This is a genomic window from Flammeovirga sp. OC4 (assembly GCF_000812565.1).
Classification (GTDB): Bacteria; Bacteroidota; Bacteroidia; order Cytophagales; family Flammeovirgaceae; genus Flammeovirga.
This window is the reverse complement of the sequence record NZ_JTAM01000005.1, coordinates 1-20,413: the sequence shown is the minus strand read 5'-3', so window position 1 is coordinate 20,413 and position 20,413 is coordinate 1. Positions and strand designations below refer to the sequence as shown.

Genomic DNA, 20,413 nt, shown 5'->3' with positions numbered 1-20,413 from the left:
CACTGAAATCATGAAACGAACAATGAAAAATTTCTATATATTATCACTTTTCATATTTTTTTCTTGTAGTCATTCTGAAGAAAAAATTGCTCAGTATCAATCTCAAATAGAAGCATTGACTACTCAAAATTCATCACTTCAAAGTAAGTTAGTAAATCAAGAGACACAACTTAATGCATTGCATCATTTAGTAAAACTTCAACAAGAAAATGATAGTCTCTCAAAGGTTATAAAAGATTTAGATACAAAAGTTATAAATCAACAGGTGAATGGTGAGATGATAGGCTTTGATGCAAACCTAATATATCATTTACCTAAAGAAATTCTTACGTTGATGGAGTCGCTGTCTAATGAATATAAGGTGATTGCAGATATCAACCCTTTCTTTTTAAAAGTGAATTTTAGTGGAAGTGAAGGCGATTACGATCATATGATTCGGATTGAACATATTGCAACTAAAAAGAAAGGGTTTATCATAGTAGATGAAACTTATACAGAGAACTTTCTTATTCTTGGAGCAGGAGAGAGAATGAATGGTAGTAGCGATGATTTTAGCTTTATATCTACATTTTTTGTTGAAAAATTAGATAACATGAAAAATAGTATTGAGGTATGGAAAAGTGATCCTAGACAAGAGGTAGTTATATTATACAGTTCAGATCATATACCTGTACTTTTTTATCGTGATGTAAGTGAATTTCAACTGAAGTGGATAGGAGATTAATTAAAACTATAAAAGTACCTTTCTCTAGAAAAGACAGTTGCCAAAAATTGAAATAATCGAATTAAATAAAAAAAGATCACCACAAAATGGTGATCTTTTTAATTCCTTTAATAACCCAAAAACTATTTCTTATTGCTGTTTTCGTGTACTAAATAACAATTTTTATTTCACTTAAGCAAGAAATAATATAATTTAAATGCTTTTATCTATAAATATTTATAAAAAACATACCTTTAACAGGGTGTACAGTACAATTTAAGTTAAACTCTTTTCTGCACTTTGAATTTTACTTATACCATTTGTAAAAACCTCTTCAATGACATGGTATACTTTTTCTAATTCAACTTGCGTTATTGTATAGGTCGTATTGATGTATACCACATTACCTAGAGGACGTAGGAGTACATTTTCCGACAAGAAATATTTATATAATTCGTCTTTGATCGAATTGAAGTAAGAAGTCTCTTTTTCACTGTCATATTCGATGGCTAGGATCGTTCCCGTTTGTCTTACTGACTTACAGAAAGGAGCAGATGCTATCTTTGCTTTGAAAGCCTCGTGTGAGGCAACAATATTTTTAATCTGAGCTTGTCTCTCCTCACTCAACAACATTTCAAGACTTTTTGATGCCACTGCACAAGCCAATGGATTTCCGGTGAAGGAGTGACCATGGAAGAACGTCTTCAATACATCATCAGTCAAGTAAGCATCATAAATCTCATTCGTACAGATTGTAAGGCTCAATGGCATGATACCCCCTGTCAATGCTTTGGACATGGTGATGATATCAGGTGTGTTATTTTTAAGATGATGCGTTGCGAAGAGTTCTCCCGTTCTGTAGAAGCCTGTCATTACTTCATCAGCGATACATAATGTACCATAATCATGAGCAATACCCATCAATTCATCCAACCACTCGCTTTTGTACATTCTCATTCCTGAGGCACCTTGAACTAGCGGTTCAAAGATAAATGCACAATACTCTTCCGTTTGACAAAGTGTTTCCATACGTGTTCTCACTTCTTCCCAATTGTCTTCTGTAGGGAAAGGAAGGAAATCCACATCAAATAGATAGTCTTCAAAAGGCTTTGAGAATGGTGAGCGGTCTGCCATTGATAACGCCCCGAAGGTATCACCATGGTAGGCTCCTTCAAAAGCAATCACTTTTTTACGAGTATGTATTCCTTTATTGTAGAAATACTGAATGATCATCTTGATCGCAATCTCATTGGCAGTACTTCCATTATCCGAAAAGAATACACGAGAAAGATCACCTCTTAATTGAGGGATAAGTTGCTCCGCCAATTTCACTGCAGGTTCATGTGTAAAACCCGCAAAGATGATATGATCTAAATCTAAAGCTTGTTGCTTTAAGGTTTCTGCCAGCTCTTCATTGCCATGACCATGAATATTGACCCACCATGAAGAAACCGCATCTATAATTTCAGTACCATCTTCCAAAATGATTTTAGTGCCTTTTGCTCTTTTAACTGGAAGGGGTGGAGGAGCTAAGGTTTGAGCGGTAAATGGATGCCAAATACAACTCTGATCTCTTTCTACTAAACTCTTATGCATGTTCTGAAACGGTAATGATATTGTTGGCAATTAAGTTTTCTTTGACAATCAAAGCGTACTTTTTGATGGTCTCCGCTTCAAGGTCTTCTAATTGAGGTAATCTTAATAAACAAGGGACATTCGCATGTTTAAGAATCACGCTTTCTGTGTCCTCATTTTTCTCCCCATTAAATACGATTCCGACCAAATTAAGTCCTCTTCTTTGGATCTCACGAATGGATAATAAAGAATGATTGATACTTCCTAAATAAGTGTTCGACACCAAAACAATAGGCAAGTTGTGCTTCTCAGCAATATCAATCACCATTTCGTCATCATTTAAAGGCACCATCAATCCGCCTGCACCTTCCACGATCATGTGCTCCTTGGAATGTTCAGGCAAAGTGATATTATCTAATGACACTTTGATATTCTCTCTTCTTGCCGAAGCATGTGGAGACATTGGGTATTTTAAAAGGTAGGCTTCTGGTATTTTCTCAATCTTCGTAGGAAGAAGTTCGTGTACCGTTTCCGTGTCTGTAGGAAATCCAGCTTGAACAGGTTTCCAGTAAGAGGCTTGTAATGCTTCAGTAAAAATAGCTGAGACTACTGACTTCCCGCTATCCGTACTGATGGCTGATATAAATAGGTTCATGATTTTATTTTTTTAGGATGAAAAACAAAGGGTGATAAGTGAGTGTGACCTTGTCATTTTTAGAAAAATGATCTTGGTACTCTGTATTAAACTGTTGTAAGATTCTTGCATTCCATACTTTTTGATTTTTGGCTGTGCCGTTTACTCCAGTGTTTTTCATGTGTTTCAATACAGCTGTTCCTGAATCAAAAAGACATTCTTCTTTCCACTCCCAAGCATCGAGTAATTGGAATCCATTTTTCTGAAGTAAAAATTTCCATTCCTCCATGGTTAGGTATTCCAAACCTTGATTAAGCAATGCTTTAATTTCTAGAAAATTGAAAGGTCCAAAAGTGGAAAAAGCAAAGTGTCCTCCAGGTTCAAGTGCATTATAAATTCTTTTCAGAAGAGCATCAATATCTTCCATCCATTGCAAAACAGAAGTAGAGATGACCAAGTCCAAATTTTGAGGAAGTGGAATATTTTCGATATCACCTACCTTGAATTGTAATCTTGGAAACTCTCTTAAAAGTTGATGTGTACAAAGCGGGTCAAGATCATTAACGATATAATCACCACTGATATTTTTTTCGATTTGTTTGGTTAAAAAACCAGAGCCACACCCAATCTCAAATGCCTTATGAAAATGCGTTTTACGCTTTACAATTTCCTTATAAAGCTCGTTGGTAATTTCTTTTTGAATAAAAGCCTCTTTATCATAAGTGCCTACATTTTTTCCAAAACGAGAAGCCACTTTTTGTTTGTCTACAGTAATCATAAGCTTAGTGTTTGATTGAGTTGACCAATGCTCTCCCATGTGTGATAATGATGGAATGGAAAGTGATGTGTATCGATTAGTTGTGGAGTGATTCCCTTGGCAATCCATGAATTCATCAAATTGTCAGAAGGAAATATTCTATCTTTTTGACTGACTAAAACTTGATCAAAAGTGATGGTTTTAGTAGGAGGTTGACAGTTTCCTAAGAAGGCGAGCTCCTCTTTTAATGAATTGATTTCTCTATCATTATTTTCAATAAATGAGGTATACACCAAACGATCACCAATCATTCTAAACGCAAACTTCTCCCAAGATTTCTGAGAAAGAAGCTGAAGGGTTCCATTAAAAATTGAGGTTGGAATTCCTTCTGTATCATCCACCGGTTTTAATGAACCGTTGATGGCAATAGAATATTGATAATCTGGATAAGCTTCCATAAATCTTGACGCCACAAGGACTCCAAAAGACCATCCAATTACTGTTTTTTCTTTATAATGAGTAATGGCTTCAATGATACTGTTGAAGTCAAGGTTTTCATATTGACAGACCATCAAAACATCCTTTTCAGAAGTTAAGTTTTGTTCAAAATAATGCCTGCTTTGTCCCCAACCTGCAAAAAAGATAATGACGCTATCAGAATCCTTTTTATTTAACCAATGTGTCTGCATGTGTTTCTGATTTTTTGTAGTGATTAATCATGTCCAATACCTTGTCTATCTCTTCTTTGGTATGATTGGAAGTGATAGAAAGTCTCAACCTCGCGGTTCCTTTTGGAACTGTTGGATAACGGATAGCACTCACAATAATTTCCTCTTGATTTAGAGCCTCGGCTAAAGCCAAACAATCTTTATTGTCTCCAATTATTATAGGTTGAATGTAGGTGGTTGAAACAGTATCAATTCCTGACTCCTTTGCTTTTTGAATAAAGTAATTGGTATTGTCCTCCAATTGTGATCTTAGGCTAACTGCATTTTGGATTTTTTTCCAAGTAAATAATAACCAAGCCGTATTGATTGGAGGCAGGGCAGTTGTATAGATAAAAGAACGGCAAGTATTGATTAAATACTCCTTCCATTCTGCTGATAAAACCACAAATGCACCCACTGCACCCAACGCTTTCCCACAAGGGGCAACAATCACATCAATGTCTTCTACTCTGCCTTCTGCTTCACATAAACCTAGTCCATTTTCACCAAAAGCACCCACACTGTGCGCTTCATCGATGATCAAATGACAGTTGTACTTTTGCTTTAACGCCACCAATTTCTTTACATCACAACAATCGCCGTCCATGCTGAAAAGGGCTTCAGAGACAATAAATACCTTATTGAAATTCTCTCTATGTTTTTGTAGAAGTCGTTCTAAGTGATCATAATCCAAATGTCTGAATCGCTCAAACTGTGTTTTCGCCAACTTCAATCCGTCAACTATACTCGCATGATTCAGTTTGTCCGATAGTATCAAATCTCCTTTTTGAGGAAGACTTGACATCAAACCAATATTGGCATGATAACCACTATTCATCCATAAACACGCTTCTTTTCCATACGCAGAAGCAATCGTATTTTCCAGTTGGGTACAAATACTTGAATGCCCTTCTAAAAGGCGTGAAGATGCACTTCCAAAGCTGAAAAAGTCAGATTGGTTTTCTTTTAAAAACGTTTCTTGAAGTCCTTTGTCAGACGCAATACCCAAATAATCATTGGAAGTAAAACTGATAAAGTCTTTTCCTTGGTACTGCACATGGCCTCCATCTTTACGGTCAATCTCTTTCAAAGACCTGTACTGATGGGTTTCTTTAAATGCCGATAATTGTTGTGATAGCTCCATCTTGTGTGAGGTAAGAGGGAAGAGGTAAGAAGGAAGAGGGCAGATGTCATTTTACCTCTTCACTCTCACCTCAACCTTATCTTCTAATATATTACAGCGTCTTTCTCCAATTTAGTTTTCGCTTCTTCTTTGAAAGAGGCTCTTGGTGATAGACCTAGTGTTTTGAACATGATCATGTCCACATCTTCCTCAGGGTTTGGAGTAGTAAGTAACTGATCACCGGCGAAGATGGAGTTAGCGCCAGCCATAAAGCAAAGTGCTTGTGCTTCAGTGCTCATTTCAGTTCTACCAGCTGATAAACGAACCATTGCTTGAGGCATGATGATTCTTGCAGTAGCAATCATACGGATCATTTCCCAAGTAGAAACCATTTTGTTGCCTTCCATTGGCGTACCTTCTACAGGAACCAATGCGTTTACAGGAACTGATTCAGGGTGAGTAGGAAGACATGCTAAAGTTGTCAACATACCGATTCTGTCTTCGTCCGTTTCACCTAACCCGATGATACCACCTGAACATACTGAAATCTTTGCTTTTTGAACGTTTTTGATCGTTTCTAAACGGTCATCAAATGTTCTTGTCGTAATTACTTGTTCGTAATATTCTCTACTTGTATCTAAGTTGTGGTTGTAGGCATAAAGACCCGCTTGCTTTAATGCTTCCGCTTGTTCTTCGTCCAACATTCCTAGAGTAGCACAAACCTCAAGGCCCATTTCATTGATTTGACCTACCATGTCCAATACTCTTTCGAAGTCTTTGTTAGATCTCGCTTCTCTCCAAGCCGCACCCATACAAAAACGAGTAGAACCATTTTCTTTGGCTTGTTTCGCTTTGTTGACTACCGACTCAGTGGTCATTAATTTATGAGGCTCAACATGTGTATTATAGCGTGCAGATTGAGAGCAGTAGCTACAGTCTTCTTTACATCCACCAGTTTTTACGGAAAGTAAAGTACATACCTGTACCTCACCAGTTTGTTGATATTCTCTGTGAATAGTTGAAGCTTTGTACATTAACTCCATTAAAGGTAAGTGATAAATTTCAGCTACCTCTTGTCTAGTCCAATCATGTCTAATACTTGCTTGCATGTCATACTTAATTTTGTGAAGTCTAAGTACTGGGAAAGAAAAAAGGGGCAAAATATCGTGCACCATGACTGAAGTCATGGGCTTGTGATATTGACTCCGACAACACTAAAGTGTTGCCACCGTTTTCAACATTCAAGACTTTAGTCTTGATTAGGTTGCTATATAACTTGCCCATAGTTTTAACTATGGTGCACGAAACACCCGGTTATTTTTTCCATGTACATATGCCATGTCAAACTATATTCTTCTATTAAGTTCTAAGATAAATCTTAATGTTTTCTATTATCTCATCACCAACTTACCCTTAAAATTTAGGTGTAGAAGTCTATAGCTTAACCGACGGTTAAACGACTTCTTGGTTATGAAAAATTTGATAATAGAATTCCCTTACGAGTATTGGACTCGTCAAAAAGAAAACGATTTATAAGATTAAAACTTAATACGTGTTGGAAGGAGGGTATTCGAGAAAAAGTAGTTTTAGTAGAATCTAGCAAGTTTTTGTATAGACTGGCAGATCGACTACTTTCAGAAATACTCTGTGGGTTGCTCAACAGCGTTAATTGTGAAATTTCTAACTCACTTAATAGGAAATCATCCTCTTCAGGAGGATCATCTAAAGCAAAGTTTTGTCTGATGACAAATTCACGAATTAAAGTTGGAGCATTCAAATGTAGGCACACGTTCAATGTACAAATTTTAATTTCCCTTTTGAGAGAATTAAAAATTGCATAGTTTTTACGCGACCATCTCTTGAAAAATACCATTGCAAAATTAACTTTTAATTCATTTGCAAAGTAAGGAAGGTTTTAGTTTAGTTCGGTAAGATAAGTCAGTTTTTTAGGAAAACTTATATAATTTGTGTCATCAAACTTATTAAATAGAATTTTTGTCACTTTTCTTCACTCGTGATTGTGTGGCTAGTAAATACGTGATTATAAACATTGTAATCATTCCACAATACTCATAAATGTTATTCATAAAGCTCAGATCACTAAAATCTAAAAACCAAATGTTTCCAATTCCTATAAAACTTGCAATAATGACTAGGGTCCATCTGTAAATATTCATAATGATTTGTTGTTGTAAGTTGCTTAGGTCTATAATAACATGATAATTACAAAAATATCCGAGGGTGGTGTGCTTTACAAAAATATACTGTTAATGAGTTTTTACTTGGTTTTGGTTTTTGGTGATTTGCGTCATCTTAATGTAATTATTTTGTATTTCAGTATTTTTAAAGAATAATATTTTGCATGTAAAAGGGGCAAATACTGTGATTTGACCTTAAATAATTAAGCTTCAACTTCTTTTTTATTGTATTTTCTGATTTTATAAAGATGTTTTCCAAAACCAAATGCACCATCTAAAACAGAAGCTGTGGCTACTCCTCCCATCATGGCTCCAACAACTCCAGTGGTACAGATATCACCTCCAGTGATGTAAAGTCCTTTAAAAGGTGTTTGGGGTTTGATCCATTCGCTAGAGAAACGTTGAGGAGTATGTGCTAAGCCATACATCCGACCCGCCAATTTAGAGGTGAAGTTTTCCATAGTCAGTGGAGTGGATAGCTCACAATAGTCAATTAATGCCGTAAAACCAGGGTGTTGCTTTTCGACACAAGCGATTAATCCCTCCGCAATTTTACTTTTTAATGCTTCATAATCTTCCCCTCTTTTTTTCCAAGGCTTATCTTTCCACTGTTCGAAAGCTTCAAAATCAGCAAAAGTTACAATTTCAGCAGTGTGATGTAGGGGATTTTGTTCTTTTAAGGAAGGAAAAGAAAGATAACAACTTTTGATTTCTCCATTTATTATCTCATTTCTAGTCTCGTAGGTTGCATCATGATCATAAGAGCCAGAAATCCAATAGTTTTCACCTTTTACACCTAACTTAGCTGGATTTTCTTTTAAGCCAATGTAAAGTGAAATAGCACTCATCCCACCTGATAATTCTTGAAGTTGGGGTAAGAAGTTTACTTTTTCTTTTACCAAATGATTAAAAGTTCCATGAAAACCGACGGATGAAATAATGACCGGTGCGAAGTATTCTTTTTCAGTAAATGTTTTTCCATGCTTTTCCTTTACTTTCACTCCTATAGCTCTATTGTTCTTTATGATAATCTCATCAACCTCTTGGTTCACCATCAGTTTGCCTCCACTTTTTTCAATTGTCGGTTGAATAAACTTTGCTATGTTTTTAGAACCTCCTTCGGGGTAATACCCTCCATAAAAATAATGAGTGACAATTAGAGAATGCATTCCAAAAGCACTTTTAGAAGGGGGTAGGCCAAAGTCTCCCCACTGTGAGCACAGTACAGCTTTTAGTTTTGGATTCTTGAAATTTAAATCCATATAATCTTTCGTAATTGAAAGTGCTAGAATCTTACCTTTTTTTGGTTTGTAAAGATTACTCAGAGCTTTTAGAATTGGTGTTTGAAAAGAGGAGGCATAATTCCCTTCCATCCATTTTGATGCTATTTTTACATCTATGAAATATTTTTCAATTGCTTCTTTTTCCTCAGGAAATTGGGCGATTAGTTTTTCTTTATATTCTTCTGGATGAGAAGGAACATCAAACGTAAAGTCAGGGTAAACAAACTTCTCAAAAATATGAGGCATCTTGTTCCACTTCAATTTATTTTCAGTAATGAAATTGAAAATCTGACGCGGCATACATCTTTGGTCCATATTTCCGATGTAGTGGACTCCAACATCAAAATGATATTTCTTTCTTTTGAAAACATGTGTTTGTCCTCCAATAACCCAGTGCTTTTCTAGAATTAATATTTTTTTCTTTTTGATTTGAGAAAGGAGTGAAGCAGTGGTAAGTGCACCAATTCCACTTCCAATAATGATGGCATCATAGTTTTGATGATCTTCTCTGATGGTCATGTTAGTTGCTTTTTATGTGTTTTGGTTGAGTGTTCATTCAATATACAAATAATAATCAAATGGATAGTGAACGCATAAAAAAACCTTGATAAAAGTAAATTCTTTCATCAAGGTATTATTTAAATGGTTTTTATTCTGCTTATTCTCCCTCGCCAAGTTCATAGGTAGTACTTCCACCAAACAGGCCTTTTGGAAAAACTTTTTTGACAAAAGATCTTTGTCCTTCTTCAATTTCTTTGATCTCTTGGTTCGCTTCTTTTAAGGCATCTTGCCAAGCAGGTCCAAATCCCATCATATTGCTATTTAACTTGTCGATCGCTGTTTGATAAGCATGATAAGTTAGAATTTCTTGTCTTCCGGGTTTGTTGATTAGTGCTTTATTAGTGACCCTAAGATTTTCATTTTCTCTTTTCAATCTCTCGATTTCAGACTTCTTCCCTGAAATAGCTTCTGCATCAATTTCCAATTTATCGTGCAGGTGATTTTTCAATCTTTTAATTTCACTTTTTAATCCTGACTGCTTTATCCAATCTTTAACTTGAATAAGTGCCGCTACAGCCAGACCAATTCCAAGGCCTATCAATACGGATTGAATATCAAATGTTTCCCACATAGTATTTTTATCTCAAAAGTGATGAAAATGAAGGGTTTGAATTTAAGTTCATTTTCGTAACCATAATTTACGAAGTTCTGATGTAAATGTTTAGAATATAAATCCTTCTTTTAAGATTTATATAATCATACAACATTATTCATTAGTTGATGTTTCACTGAAACGAGAAAATTATCCTCTACAAGTTTAGAATGCCTCTCCAATTCTAAAGTATATTCCCCAGTCGTCATTCCCTACAGCTGCATCCAAGCCAACATTCATATGGTTTTTGGGGAATACATTGTATCTATACCCCACACCAATACCAGGTAGAATTGTTCCATTTTGACTCTCATCATTGGCTCCGGAAACTGTAGCTAAACCACCAAAGGCATTGATGGCCATTCGTTTATGAAAATTCCATCGGTATTCCGCTTGAATATTATACATTGCATTACCTCTGTATTTACCTTGTGTATACCCTCGTATATCACTTTCTCCAACAATAAATTGTTGATTGAAGATTAAATCACCGATTCCAAAACCAATAAATACTCGTGCTGCTAATACATCTTTTCCTCTTCGGAAAGCAAAGAATTTATTAAAATCAATGGAGACTTTGGAGTTTTGGGTTTCATTTCCTAAAAATTCAGGATTCATGTCTAAATTGACATTACCAATATGTCCTTTATAAGGGTAATAGACATTATCTCTTTGATCGTATGAAACGACAAGCCCTAAGGTTTGTAAATTGGATTCAAGGGTAGTGTCTTTGACAACATCAAAAGAGGTGTTGAAGTCAGTATTCATGTAATTGACGCCGAAAAAGAGGTGTTTGACCACTCTTCTTTGTACTTCCACTTTGATGAAGTTTACACCAGTGTTGTAGTCGACAAAATCGCCACCAAAGGGAAATGGAACAAAAGTCTGGAAATTGATACTACCTAAACCAGCGGCAAACGTCACTCTATAACGATCTTCATTGAAATAAAATTTAGAAAACACTAATCCGAACCAAGAATCATTAGTGGTCCACATTCCCAATAAACCTGTTACGGAAGAGGGAGAAATAGTGTCTTTTTGACTTAAATTATACATGGCCATTGGCAAGGCACCAATTGAAAACCCCAAAGAACGGTCGTAATTGATATAGGGTATCGGCATGAAATCAATTTTTTTGTCTGTTCTTGTATCACCGCCTCCACCACCAGTACCAAAGCTTTGGGAATAAGTGGTGTTGCTTCCAATAAATAACAAAGATGTAATCAGTAGAGAGAGAAATAGTTTCATGAAGAGGTATTTTAATTTCTATTAAATATAACAGATCTGAGCAATACAAATAGTGACTTTGCACTTAAAATAAAAAATCCCTTTAAAGTAAAATACCTTAAAGGGAAAAATTGGTGATTTAGTTTTAGTTAAGTTGCTAAAGGTTAGAAAATAAACCCGATACCTAGTTCGAGTAAATTATCTTCTTTTGCGGCGTATGGTCCTGTTGCTCGATTGTTTCTGAATTGGTAATCTATCTTGAAAGCAATCTCCTCTCTTGGTTTAAAGTTTAAACCCACTGTAATAATGTCTGAATTAAAATGGACCATATTTGCATTATTTTCAGCTAAGAGGTTTTTATTGTAATCTTTATGCGTATTGATGTATTCGTATCTAACAAAGAATGGTATTTTCACGTGGTGTGGATCAATAATCACATTCTTTTTTCTTAAAAATGATCGTTTGCCAAAAAGTGATAAAAGGTCATAGCTACCTTCCACTAAATAGCCTACATTTTGATTAGCCATCACTTGACCAACTCCACCGTTACCCATTTTAGTTAATTCAAAAAGGTCGTCAGTTCCCGACATGTAACCATGTGAAGCTAACGCCATAAATTCCCAGTTTTTCTGAGTGTATCTTGCGTAAGCCGTGTAAAGTTGAGCTACAGCGTCTGCTGTTTTGAAGTCTCCTGAAGACGTTTGTATGGTTTGATTATTACCTGCTTGTCCCACATACATTGATGCACTTAATGTCCAGTTTTTTAAACCAACATAATTGATTTGTCCATTGTAGGCGTAAGTAGAAAATGCTTCACTATCAAATCTAGGCTCTCTTCCTTGACGTATAAAACTTCCACTCAAAAAGTGTGAGCCGTCTAATCCTTGAGTAACTCCTGTAGCATAGTTGAAGCTTGGTGAAATAATACCGTAGGCACTAACCCCCATTCCCATCCATGTTGATGGAACAATGATTCTTTCTACATCTGAACGGTTTACTGAACCAAACATTACGGGCTCATCATTATTATTGATATAACCAATATTCATTGGGTATAAACCGGCTCTTACATTAAATGATTTATGGATAGAAAAATCTAGGAATGCTTCTAAGATCAATTCAAAATGACTGTTGCCTGCTGGGTCCTGTAAATACTCAATCATCACTTCTGAGTTCCAGATGATCTTGTCCGTAAAGCGGTACCCGAAGAAAGTTGAAAAACGATAAAGGTTATTGTAAGACAACTCGATATCATCTTCCATTCCTAAAGGAATATCATTTCTGTTGACATAAGAGATTTCTCCAAAACCAGAAATACTCCATGGTTTTTCGGAATAAAAAATCTTTGAAGCAGCTTTAGCAAGGCCAGGTTGTTGTTTGAATTTAGTTTCAGGCTCTACTTCTTCATTTTCTTGTGAAGTTTCTTGAGCATATACAGTACTAGTGAAAAGGCTTAGTGCCAAACCTAGTAAGAATAATATTTTTTTCATGGTGGAGTGGTTTGCTTCTATAGCATAGAAGAAATTATAAATTATTGAATAGGTGACACGATAGGTCACATCGAATAATTTAGAGGAGATGTGTGATACTCAGTTCAAGAGGTGAAAACGACTTATTTCATAACGATATTAATAGGATGAATGAAACAGAAATTCCGTCTCTCATCAACAATGTCGTTTGATAGGCATTTTCTTTAAAAACTTGAAGAAGTATTATTACATACCCTTAAGCCACTCGTGGAGGGGGAGGAATGATGTCAGAAGTGGGAGTAGGGTAACTTTGATCTAAATAAAAGAAGCTCAAATGTTCTTTAAAGATCAATTCTTTCTCCGCTACTTCATGGATAATCTGACAGGTTTTTAGGAATGTAAAAACCTTAGGGATAAAACTTTTGGATTCGTTTTGTGAGAAGGGGTTGTCTTTAAGGTCATCGAGGTGACCATCCCAAAATAGGTTGACAAAAATCTCAAAGAAAGACTCTACCTTGTTGTCATGAAGAGTATATTCTTCAGTAGAGTAGTTGGCTTGAGAAAACAATACAGCATCAATGTCCACACTATAATTCAATGTGTGGAGCGCCACCCAAATAGTAAATAGGTGTCTGAATAAATGCTTATATGTTTTAGTATTTCTCAAAACGTTAAAGATAGTAGTATTTCTATATGCAAATGTAACGTAGAAAAGTTGGAATTAACTGAAACCTTTTACTTTTTTTAATTAGAGTGATCTACCATAAATACTCTTAAATTATAGTTGCTTAGTTAGTTTTAGATAGTTTGTAATTGTTTGCGAACGTATGTTTTGATGTTTTTTAACACAAGAATTATAAAAAAGGTCCTTTAACTTAATTACGGAACATGGATCATGCAATGTAAATTATTAATGTTTTTCTTTTACATTTGCTGAATACCAAGTAGGGTAACGTTGAAGTTTTACATTTTATTAAAATGCGATTCCAACATTATTCTTAACAAGATAAACGATCGTCAAAATTACATTCAATGCCGAATTATCAAGGAAAGCTACATCAAATTTCTCAACAATTACAGCAGTTAAATGCTCAATCTCAAAAGTACTCGATGATGAGATTGTCAACTGTTGTTGCGGGTTTATTTGTATCTTATTTTGCTTATCAATTTTTTGAAGAGGGGGGACTTTTTTTAAGTTTTATTTCAATTTTTATTCTTTTCATTTTTATAGTGAGAAGACATACTGAAGTGTCAAAAAAGATTAATGAATTAGAGTTATTAAAACTATTGACACAAAATGAAGTAAATATCAAAAGTGGCGAAGCTAATATTTATGATGATGGTGAAGATTATCAAACCTCTGTGCATAATTATGGTCACGATTTAGACGTTTTTGGAGCTCATTCTTTATATCATTTTATCAACCGTTGTTCAACGCAATGGGGGAAAAGCTTATTAGCTTCATTTTTTGCACAGGATAGTCATGCTACTCCAACGGAAGAGATCATTCAACGACAAGAAGCTGTAAAGGAATTGTCAACAAAAGAGTCTTTTTCAGATCAGTTGAAACTATTCCTTTTTGATAATGTGAAACAGAATAAGGTGTTGAACATTAATGCTATAGCTTTAAAGAATTTCAAGTTTAAAAAAGAACTATTCTATAAAGCCTACTTGGCATTTGTACATATAGCATGGATATTAATATTGGTGAGTGTAAACACTTCATTTGAATATTCCAAAGAAGCCGCTACGGTTTTGGTATTAGCCAATTTTTGGGTAATGGGCAGAGTGGGTAAAGACATCGCGGCATTTATCGCCTATCTTGATAGTACTTCTGAATCATTATCCCGTTTGGCCAATGCTATAAAGCTGATCAGCGAAGAGACTTTTCAAAGTGAATTACTCGTTCAAAAAATCAAAGAATTGGAAGGAGGTGATTTTTATACACCATTACTCAAACTCTCCAACGATATTGAGCAATTATATATCCGAAAAAATATGTTGGGTTTGGTGGTTTTATATGTCTTCATTCCTTTCGATATTCTGGTAGTTTTTAAAATACGTAAATGGTTTAATAAATACCCTGACTTATTTGACAAGCTATTTGATGTAATTGGTGTTTTAGAAGCTTACAATAGTTTAGGAACTCATAAGAGAAATCATGAACATTGGTCAATGCCAATCTTTGAAAATAGTTCTGATTTTGTGTTTGAAGGTACAGAGATGGGGCATCCACTTATTTTCGAAGGGACAAATGGAATTCAGAGTGGAGGCGTTCGTAATACTTATAGCTTGAATAATACGAATAGGATAAGTATTGTGACAGGTTCAAACATGTCAGGGAAAAGTACCTTTTTAAGGGTTGTTGGTGTCAATTTACTATTAGCTTATGCGGGTACAGTTGTTTGTGCATCTTCATTTAAAATGGGAAAGAAGCCAAGGTTGATTACCTCAATGCGTATTGCAGATTCATTAAGACTGAGTGAGTCTACCTTTAAGGCAGAATTAGAGAGAATTCGTCTGATTATTGAAGCGGTGGACCAAGGGGGATGTGATTTATTCTTGGTCGATGAAATGTTGAGAGGAACCAACTCAGTAGATAAATTGAAGGGTTCATTTGCTTTACTTCAAAAATTACATCAATCATCAGAAGCCCATATTTTGGTTGCTACTCATGACCTTCAGCTTTCTGAATTTGAAGAAAAGAAATCAGATATCACAAAGAACTACCATTTTGATTTTGATTATACGAATAATGAATTTGATTTCGATTATAAACTAAAAAATGGAGTGTGTGAGAAATTTAATGCGTCTCTTTTACTTAGTGAATTAGGTTTGGAGACAGAATAGTGATAAAAAAAGGACGTTGTATCGATAACAACGTCCTTTTTTTATGCTTTTGTGATCAAGGCAACAGCATGTACTGCCATTCCCTCTTCTCGTCCTACAAACCCCATCTTTTCAGAGGTTGTAGCTTTAATGGAAATATCTTCTTCATCCACATTCATCACCTCTGCCATACATTTTTTCATGGCTGGAATATGAGGATTGATTTTTGGACGTTGAGCCACAATTGTGCAATCTACGTTCCCAAACTCCCAACCTTCTGCACGGACAATTTTCATGACGTCTTTCAATAATATCTTACTGTCAATGCCTTTATATTGTGGATCAGTATCAGCAAAATGAAATCCAATGTCTCTCATATTGGCTGCTCCTAAAACGGCGTCACAAATGGCATGAATAAGAACATCAGCATCAGAATGACCAATTAAACCATGCGTATGGTCTAGTTGAATTCCCCCCAACCATAATTCTTCTCCTTCACCAAGTTTGTGAACATCGTAACCTTGTCCTACTCTTATTTTCATAATTTTATTTTTTCACAAATATAAGTACAGCCTTCAAATTAACCATTCACCGCTAATAATTTACTATTAATTTAGAAGCTAATTCCTGCTGTTAAGTATACGCCAAAGTTTCTTGAGGAAGGTCTGTGGTTGGTCGTTCTCCAAATAGTATAGACTCTTAAGAACTTAAAAATGTTTTCTACACCTGTTCCTAATTCTACATAAGGCATTGAAGGATCTAATGCGATGGCTTCTCGTTCAGGGTCATATTCTTCACCAGGAAGTAATTGAGGAAGCACACTTTGGTTGGCGTTCTTCTCACTCAAGTCACCATAAACGATATTACAGATACCTACTGTTCTCCACCCTAACTTTTTGATTAAAGGAATTCTATTAAGAATATTTCCTTCAAAGCGATGTAATAACTGTAGCGAAGCCCATCGATCCCCTACAAATTCGCCAAGGTCAATCATATTGAAAGCGAATTGATTGTAAAATAGTGGTACATTATTACCAAATGGCATCGATAATAAAGGGAAAGGTGTTTTAGTTGGAATATAGCCTGCCGTCAAGGTATAAGTCGAAGTACCGATCTTACCTAACCTGGCTTTTTGGTCAAGTCCTACTCTGATTTGTTGGAAATCATAATTACTGCCAAATAGATCAGATAAACCAATCGTATAATCAATGGTAAGTCGAGGTCGGTTGTCTTGTGCTATTTTTTTACGGTTATGCGTACGAGTAGCTACGTATTTGTAGCCTAGGCCGTAAGTCAGCTTAAAGAAAAATTCTGATCCATTCAGACGGTCGTAAACAGGTTTGTTATCTATAAATTCACCATTCATTTTGTATGGGAATAGAGGGTCAATAATTCTTTTGGAGAACTTTGCTTGAATGTTTAAACCTCTAATAATATCTGTTTCATACCATATATTGGTGTTCTGCTCCATAAATGGATAACGCATATCTCCCCAACGCATAGAAGCTAAGAAGATAGGTCTACTATTAAAATTGGCTTGGTTTACACTGACTCTACTTAAATCATTTGAATGCTGTATACCTATAATACTCCATTTTTCCTTGTTAAGTATAGCTCTTGCCATTGCACCATATTTCCATTTCTCATCTTCTATACCATATGCACCAAAGCCACTGAATGAGAATTTTTTACTAAACTCATTATTAGTTCTTATACCTACTTGAAAACGGTGCTTTTCGACACTGTTATTAGCATACACAAAGGGGATTGGACCAAGTTCTATTGGTCCTACTTTTTTATGACCACTAATAATCATATCACCAATACTGGCTAATAGACGTACTCTTGGTGTTTCTTCTGCTGAATCGATCATGGAGAAAACCTGAGCATCAACAGGAGATAATGTTTCGTGTCTATGTTCTTGCCAAAACTCTTCATTGTTACCATCAAGGTAAGCATCAGTAGTAACAAGGACAGGTTGTTCATAAAAATGACGAGGCTTAGGCTTATTAAGAGCGAAGTCTTTATTATTAATTTTGACTTTGATCTTAACCTTTGCCCATTTGTCCGCAATTTTTCCTACAGAGATTACGAAATTCTGTTTCAAAGGCATCCATGCAGATTTTCCATCATCTTGCACCAATGGAGTGTAAGTCTGATCAATTTGTACACTATCAATGAAATTTATATTAGCACCTTGTCCGAGCGTTCCATCAATTTTTACAAGAGCATAATGGTTTGCAGAGTCAGCCACATATAAAGTACCTTTAAACGCCAAATCCTCTTCACGTCGAGGTTCAAATGTAATCTTATGGCATTGGATACCATTTACGTCTATTTTTTTAGGATCTAAAGTATAGTCATAAAAGTTTCTCCATTCGGATGTAATCGGTGAAATAAATGTTTTTCCAATAAATAAGAAGTTGTTGTTGTAGAGGTTAAAATCTACAAATGAAGATCCTACTACTTGGGTAATCATTTCATCATCATCAGGGCCTACACTTCTAATTCTTGATTTTACAATCTGTTCGGTTTTAGCATCAGGATTTTTAATGAAAAACATGTTTGAAAGCACCTCAGAAGCAAAAATGGGGATAATTGGTTGTCCGTTGGCGTCTTCCACTTTTTCAAAATTTTCAAAAGTATCAAGGATATCACTTACCACTTTTTTCTTTTTGAAGTTTTCATTTACATTTCCTACCCAAATATTGGTTTTAGTATAGCTTTCATACTGGTAGGCTTTTAATTTTTCTCTGTTGTTGAGGGATTTGTTTTTTTGTACTGATCGTAAAATTGCCCAAGCAGGGTTTTCCCATTTTTTGGTACGAACAACTACCTCTTCTAGTTGTTTAGAGGAGGTCTTTAACTTAATAATAAGTTCCTCCTTGGCATTCTTACCGTTCAGTTTTTCTTTCCGGGTAGAATAGCCCATAAATGAGGCAATGAGGACTTTATTATTTAGGGGTAAAGGAACATTGACCGAAAATTTTCCATCCAAATCTGAAAGTGTTCCTATTGTAGTCCCCTCAATATATACACTTGCATAAGGAATGGATTCGTTGGTTTGTTCATCAATAATTTGCCCAGTTACTCTAATACTATTTTGGCAATAAGTATTAATAGAGATCAGTATAAAAAATATTACTGAGATATATCTAGTCAAAACTTTAAAATTTAATCATCTAAAAACATAGAATCACGAAAAAAAATTAGATTACTCTATCTATTGAATGGTAAAAAGTGATCTATTTAATAAAATGGCAGTTCGTAAAAGTATTAAATTTAGTTAAGCTCAGCAAATATTTATAAACTAATTGTTAAGTCATCGAACAATTTTAAAAGGTGGACAGATAGAAATTTATAACGTAAATTGTGTAACACTGTATAAAATGAATGTTGCAGAATATTTAAATGATTATTGATTGATTTTTAACAGAATACACTTTTAGTTTAATTTTTTTGAAAATCGACAAGTTTTCTTTTTAGAAGCAATAGAATAACTTAAAATATAGGGATTACTTTTGACCTCGTATTTTGTTTGATTAACTTGCCGCTCAATTTACTTTTTTTTGAAAAAGAGGAACTATGCTAGCACTTTTATTTTATCTTCCTTTCTTATTGACATTTGCACTATTGGGGGTTTACGCCGAACGAAAAATTTCAGCATGGATTCAAGATAGAATGGGACCTGTAAATTTGGGCCCCTATGGTCTTTTGCAAACTTTAGCAGATATCGTTAAGCTTTTATTGAAAGAAGATATAATTCCCAAAGCAGCGGATAAACCTATATTTAAGGTAGCTCCAATATTAATTTTTATGCCTGTATTTGCAGGATTTGCGGTATTGCCGTTTACGAACGGACTTTATGGATCGGGCACTGATGTGGGGGTATTCTACATACTTGCCATTTTATCATTAGAAGTTTTGGGTATTTTGGCCGCAGGATGGAGTTCTAATAATAAATATTCATTATATGGCGCCATGAGATCTGCTGCACAAATGGTGTCTTACGAAGTACCACTAGGACTTTCAGTATTATGTGCAGTAATGACAGCACAATCACTGAATACGGAAATTATTTCTTTGCAACAAGGGATTTTCACCGTAGATCAAAATTACTTATTTGGTTTGAAAGGTCTTGGTATTGAAGTGACACAATTAGGAGGTTTTTTAAACTGGAATATCTTTAGAAATCCATTTCTATTGATTGCCTTTTTGATCTTTTTCATTTCTTCTTTAGCAGAAGCCAATAGAGCACCTTTTGATATACCAGAGGCGGAATCTGAAATTATCGCTGGTTATCATATTGAATATTCAGGGATGAGGTTTGCCTTTATGATGTTGTCAGAGTATGGCGTAATGCTTTTAGGGTCCGTGTTTGCTGCAGTATTGTTTTTAGGGTCTTGGAATACACCATTTATCAATATTGGTCCCGTTCGTTTGGCAGATTGGACATCTGGTACAGTGGGGGAGTTCTCAGCCTATGCATGGGGCGTTGTTTGGTTGATGAGTAAAGCGTTGACGTTGGTATTTATCCAAATGTGGATCCGATGGACATACCCTCGATTGAGAGTGGATCAACTAATGACGTTATGTTGGAAATACCTCACACCTGCAGGTTTGGTACTCGTTTTTATTACAGGAATTTGGCGATTATTGATGATATAAGAAGTTATAATGACAGAAAAGTTTCATGATTTGAACTCTTCAAATGTCTAATTTCATAAATAAAAAAAGAGGCTGTCTCATAATTGA

At 35.2% G+C, this 20,413-nt stretch carries 16 protein-coding genes; 3 read left to right on the top strand and 13 right to left on the bottom strand.

Annotation, left to right across the window (positions count from 1 at the left end; genetic code table 11):
• Window positions 1-10: 10 nt before the first annotated feature.
• On the top strand, window positions 11-724 hold the full coding sequence (locus PL77_RS05415) for a hypothetical protein (RefSeq protein ID WP_044202575.1): 714 nt from the start codon (window positions 11-13) through the stop codon (window positions 722-724).
• A gap of 255 nt (window positions 725-979) precedes the next feature.
• Here PL77_RS05415 and bioA read toward each other — a convergent pair whose 3' ends face one another.
• The 11 genes from bioA to PL77_RS05360 form a co-directional block, all read right to left on the bottom strand.
• Window positions 980-2,299, bottom strand: a complete 1,320-nt coding sequence (gene bioA / locus PL77_RS05410; protein WP_044202574.1) for an adenosylmethionine--8-amino-7-oxononanoate transaminase — start codon at window positions 2,297-2,299, stop codon at window positions 980-982.
• A complete protein-coding gene (gene bioD / locus PL77_RS05405) occupies window positions 2,292-2,933 on the bottom strand; it encodes a dethiobiotin synthase (protein WP_044202572.1) in 642 nt (213 codons plus the stop codon). Before bioD ends, bioA begins: the two co-directional genes overlap by 8 nt.
• A gap of 4 nt (window positions 2,934-2,937) precedes the next feature.
• Window positions 2,938-3,690, bottom strand: coding sequence for a malonyl-ACP O-methyltransferase BioC (bioC, locus tag PL77_RS05400; RefSeq protein ID WP_052444196.1), 753 nt, complete (start codon window positions 3,688-3,690; stop codon window positions 2,938-2,940).
• Entirely contained in the window at window positions 3,687-4,358 is a 672-nt protein-coding gene (locus PL77_RS05395) for a pimeloyl-ACP methyl esterase BioG family protein (protein ID WP_052444195.1), read from the bottom strand. Before PL77_RS05395 ends, bioC begins: the two co-directional genes overlap by 4 nt.
• On the bottom strand, window positions 4,336-5,520 hold the full coding sequence (locus tag PL77_RS05390; RefSeq protein ID WP_044202569.1) for a pyridoxal phosphate-dependent aminotransferase family protein: 1,185 nt from the start codon (window positions 5,518-5,520) through the stop codon (window positions 4,336-4,338). The genes PL77_RS05395 and PL77_RS05390 overlap by 23 nt, the downstream gene beginning before the upstream one ends.
• Window positions 5,521-5,603: 83 nt before the next feature.
• Window positions 5,604-6,608, bottom strand: a complete 1,005-nt coding sequence (bioB, locus tag PL77_RS05385; protein WP_044202944.1) for a biotin synthase BioB — start codon at window positions 6,606-6,608, stop codon at window positions 5,604-5,606.
• 1,292 nt (window positions 6,609-7,900) lie between these two features.
• On the bottom strand, window positions 7,901-9,499 hold the full coding sequence (locus tag PL77_RS05380; protein ID WP_044202568.1) for an NAD(P)/FAD-dependent oxidoreductase: 1,599 nt from the start codon (window positions 9,497-9,499) through the stop codon (window positions 7,901-7,903).
• 139 nt (window positions 9,500-9,638) lie between these two features.
• Entirely contained in the window at window positions 9,639-10,112 is a 474-nt protein-coding gene (locus PL77_RS05375; protein ID WP_044202567.1) for a hypothetical protein, read from the bottom strand.
• A 186-nt stretch (window positions 10,113-10,298) separates the two neighbouring features.
• Window positions 10,299-11,381, bottom strand: a complete 1,083-nt coding sequence (locus tag PL77_RS05370; protein ID WP_052444194.1) for a BamA/TamA family outer membrane protein — start codon at window positions 11,379-11,381, stop codon at window positions 10,299-10,301.
• Between the two features lie 143 nt (window positions 11,382-11,524).
• The gene (locus PL77_RS05365) at window positions 11,525-12,850 is read right to left on the bottom strand and encodes a hypothetical protein (RefSeq protein ID WP_044202565.1); all 1,326 of its coding nucleotides are present in this window, start codon (window positions 12,848-12,850) and stop codon (window positions 11,525-11,527) included.
• Between the two features lie 235 nt (window positions 12,851-13,085).
• On the bottom strand, window positions 13,086-13,496 hold the full coding sequence (locus PL77_RS05360; protein ID WP_156152252.1) for a hypothetical protein: 411 nt from the start codon (window positions 13,494-13,496) through the stop codon (window positions 13,086-13,088).
• Between the two features lie 365 nt (window positions 13,497-13,861).
• Between PL77_RS05360 and PL77_RS05355 the strand changes: the two genes are divergently transcribed.
• A complete protein-coding gene (locus PL77_RS05355; RefSeq protein ID WP_044202561.1) occupies window positions 13,862-15,679 on the top strand; it encodes a hypothetical protein in 1,818 nt (605 codons plus the stop codon).
• 41 nt (window positions 15,680-15,720) lie between these two features.
• Here PL77_RS05355 and ispF read toward each other — a convergent pair whose 3' ends face one another.
• Window positions 15,721-16,200: a 2-C-methyl-D-erythritol 2,4-cyclodiphosphate synthase gene (ispF, locus tag PL77_RS05350; RefSeq protein ID WP_044202559.1), complete on the bottom strand. Its 480-nt coding sequence runs from the start codon at window positions 16,198-16,200 to the stop codon at window positions 15,721-15,723.
• 71 nt (window positions 16,201-16,271) lie between these two features.
• Window positions 16,272-18,821 carry a DUF5686 and carboxypeptidase-like regulatory domain-containing protein gene (locus PL77_RS05345; RefSeq protein ID WP_044202558.1) on the bottom strand — a complete coding sequence of 850 codons (2,550 nt, stop codon included), beginning with the start codon at window positions 18,819-18,821 and terminating at the stop codon, window positions 16,272-16,274.
• A 422-nt stretch (window positions 18,822-19,243) separates the two neighbouring features.
• On the opposite strand from PL77_RS05345, the gene PL77_RS05340 reads away from it, so the two are divergent.
• Entirely contained in the window at window positions 19,244-20,326 is a 1,083-nt protein-coding gene (locus tag PL77_RS05340) for a complex I subunit 1 family protein (protein WP_044202557.1), read from the top strand.
• The last annotated feature ends 87 nt before the right edge of the window (window positions 20,327-20,413 follow it).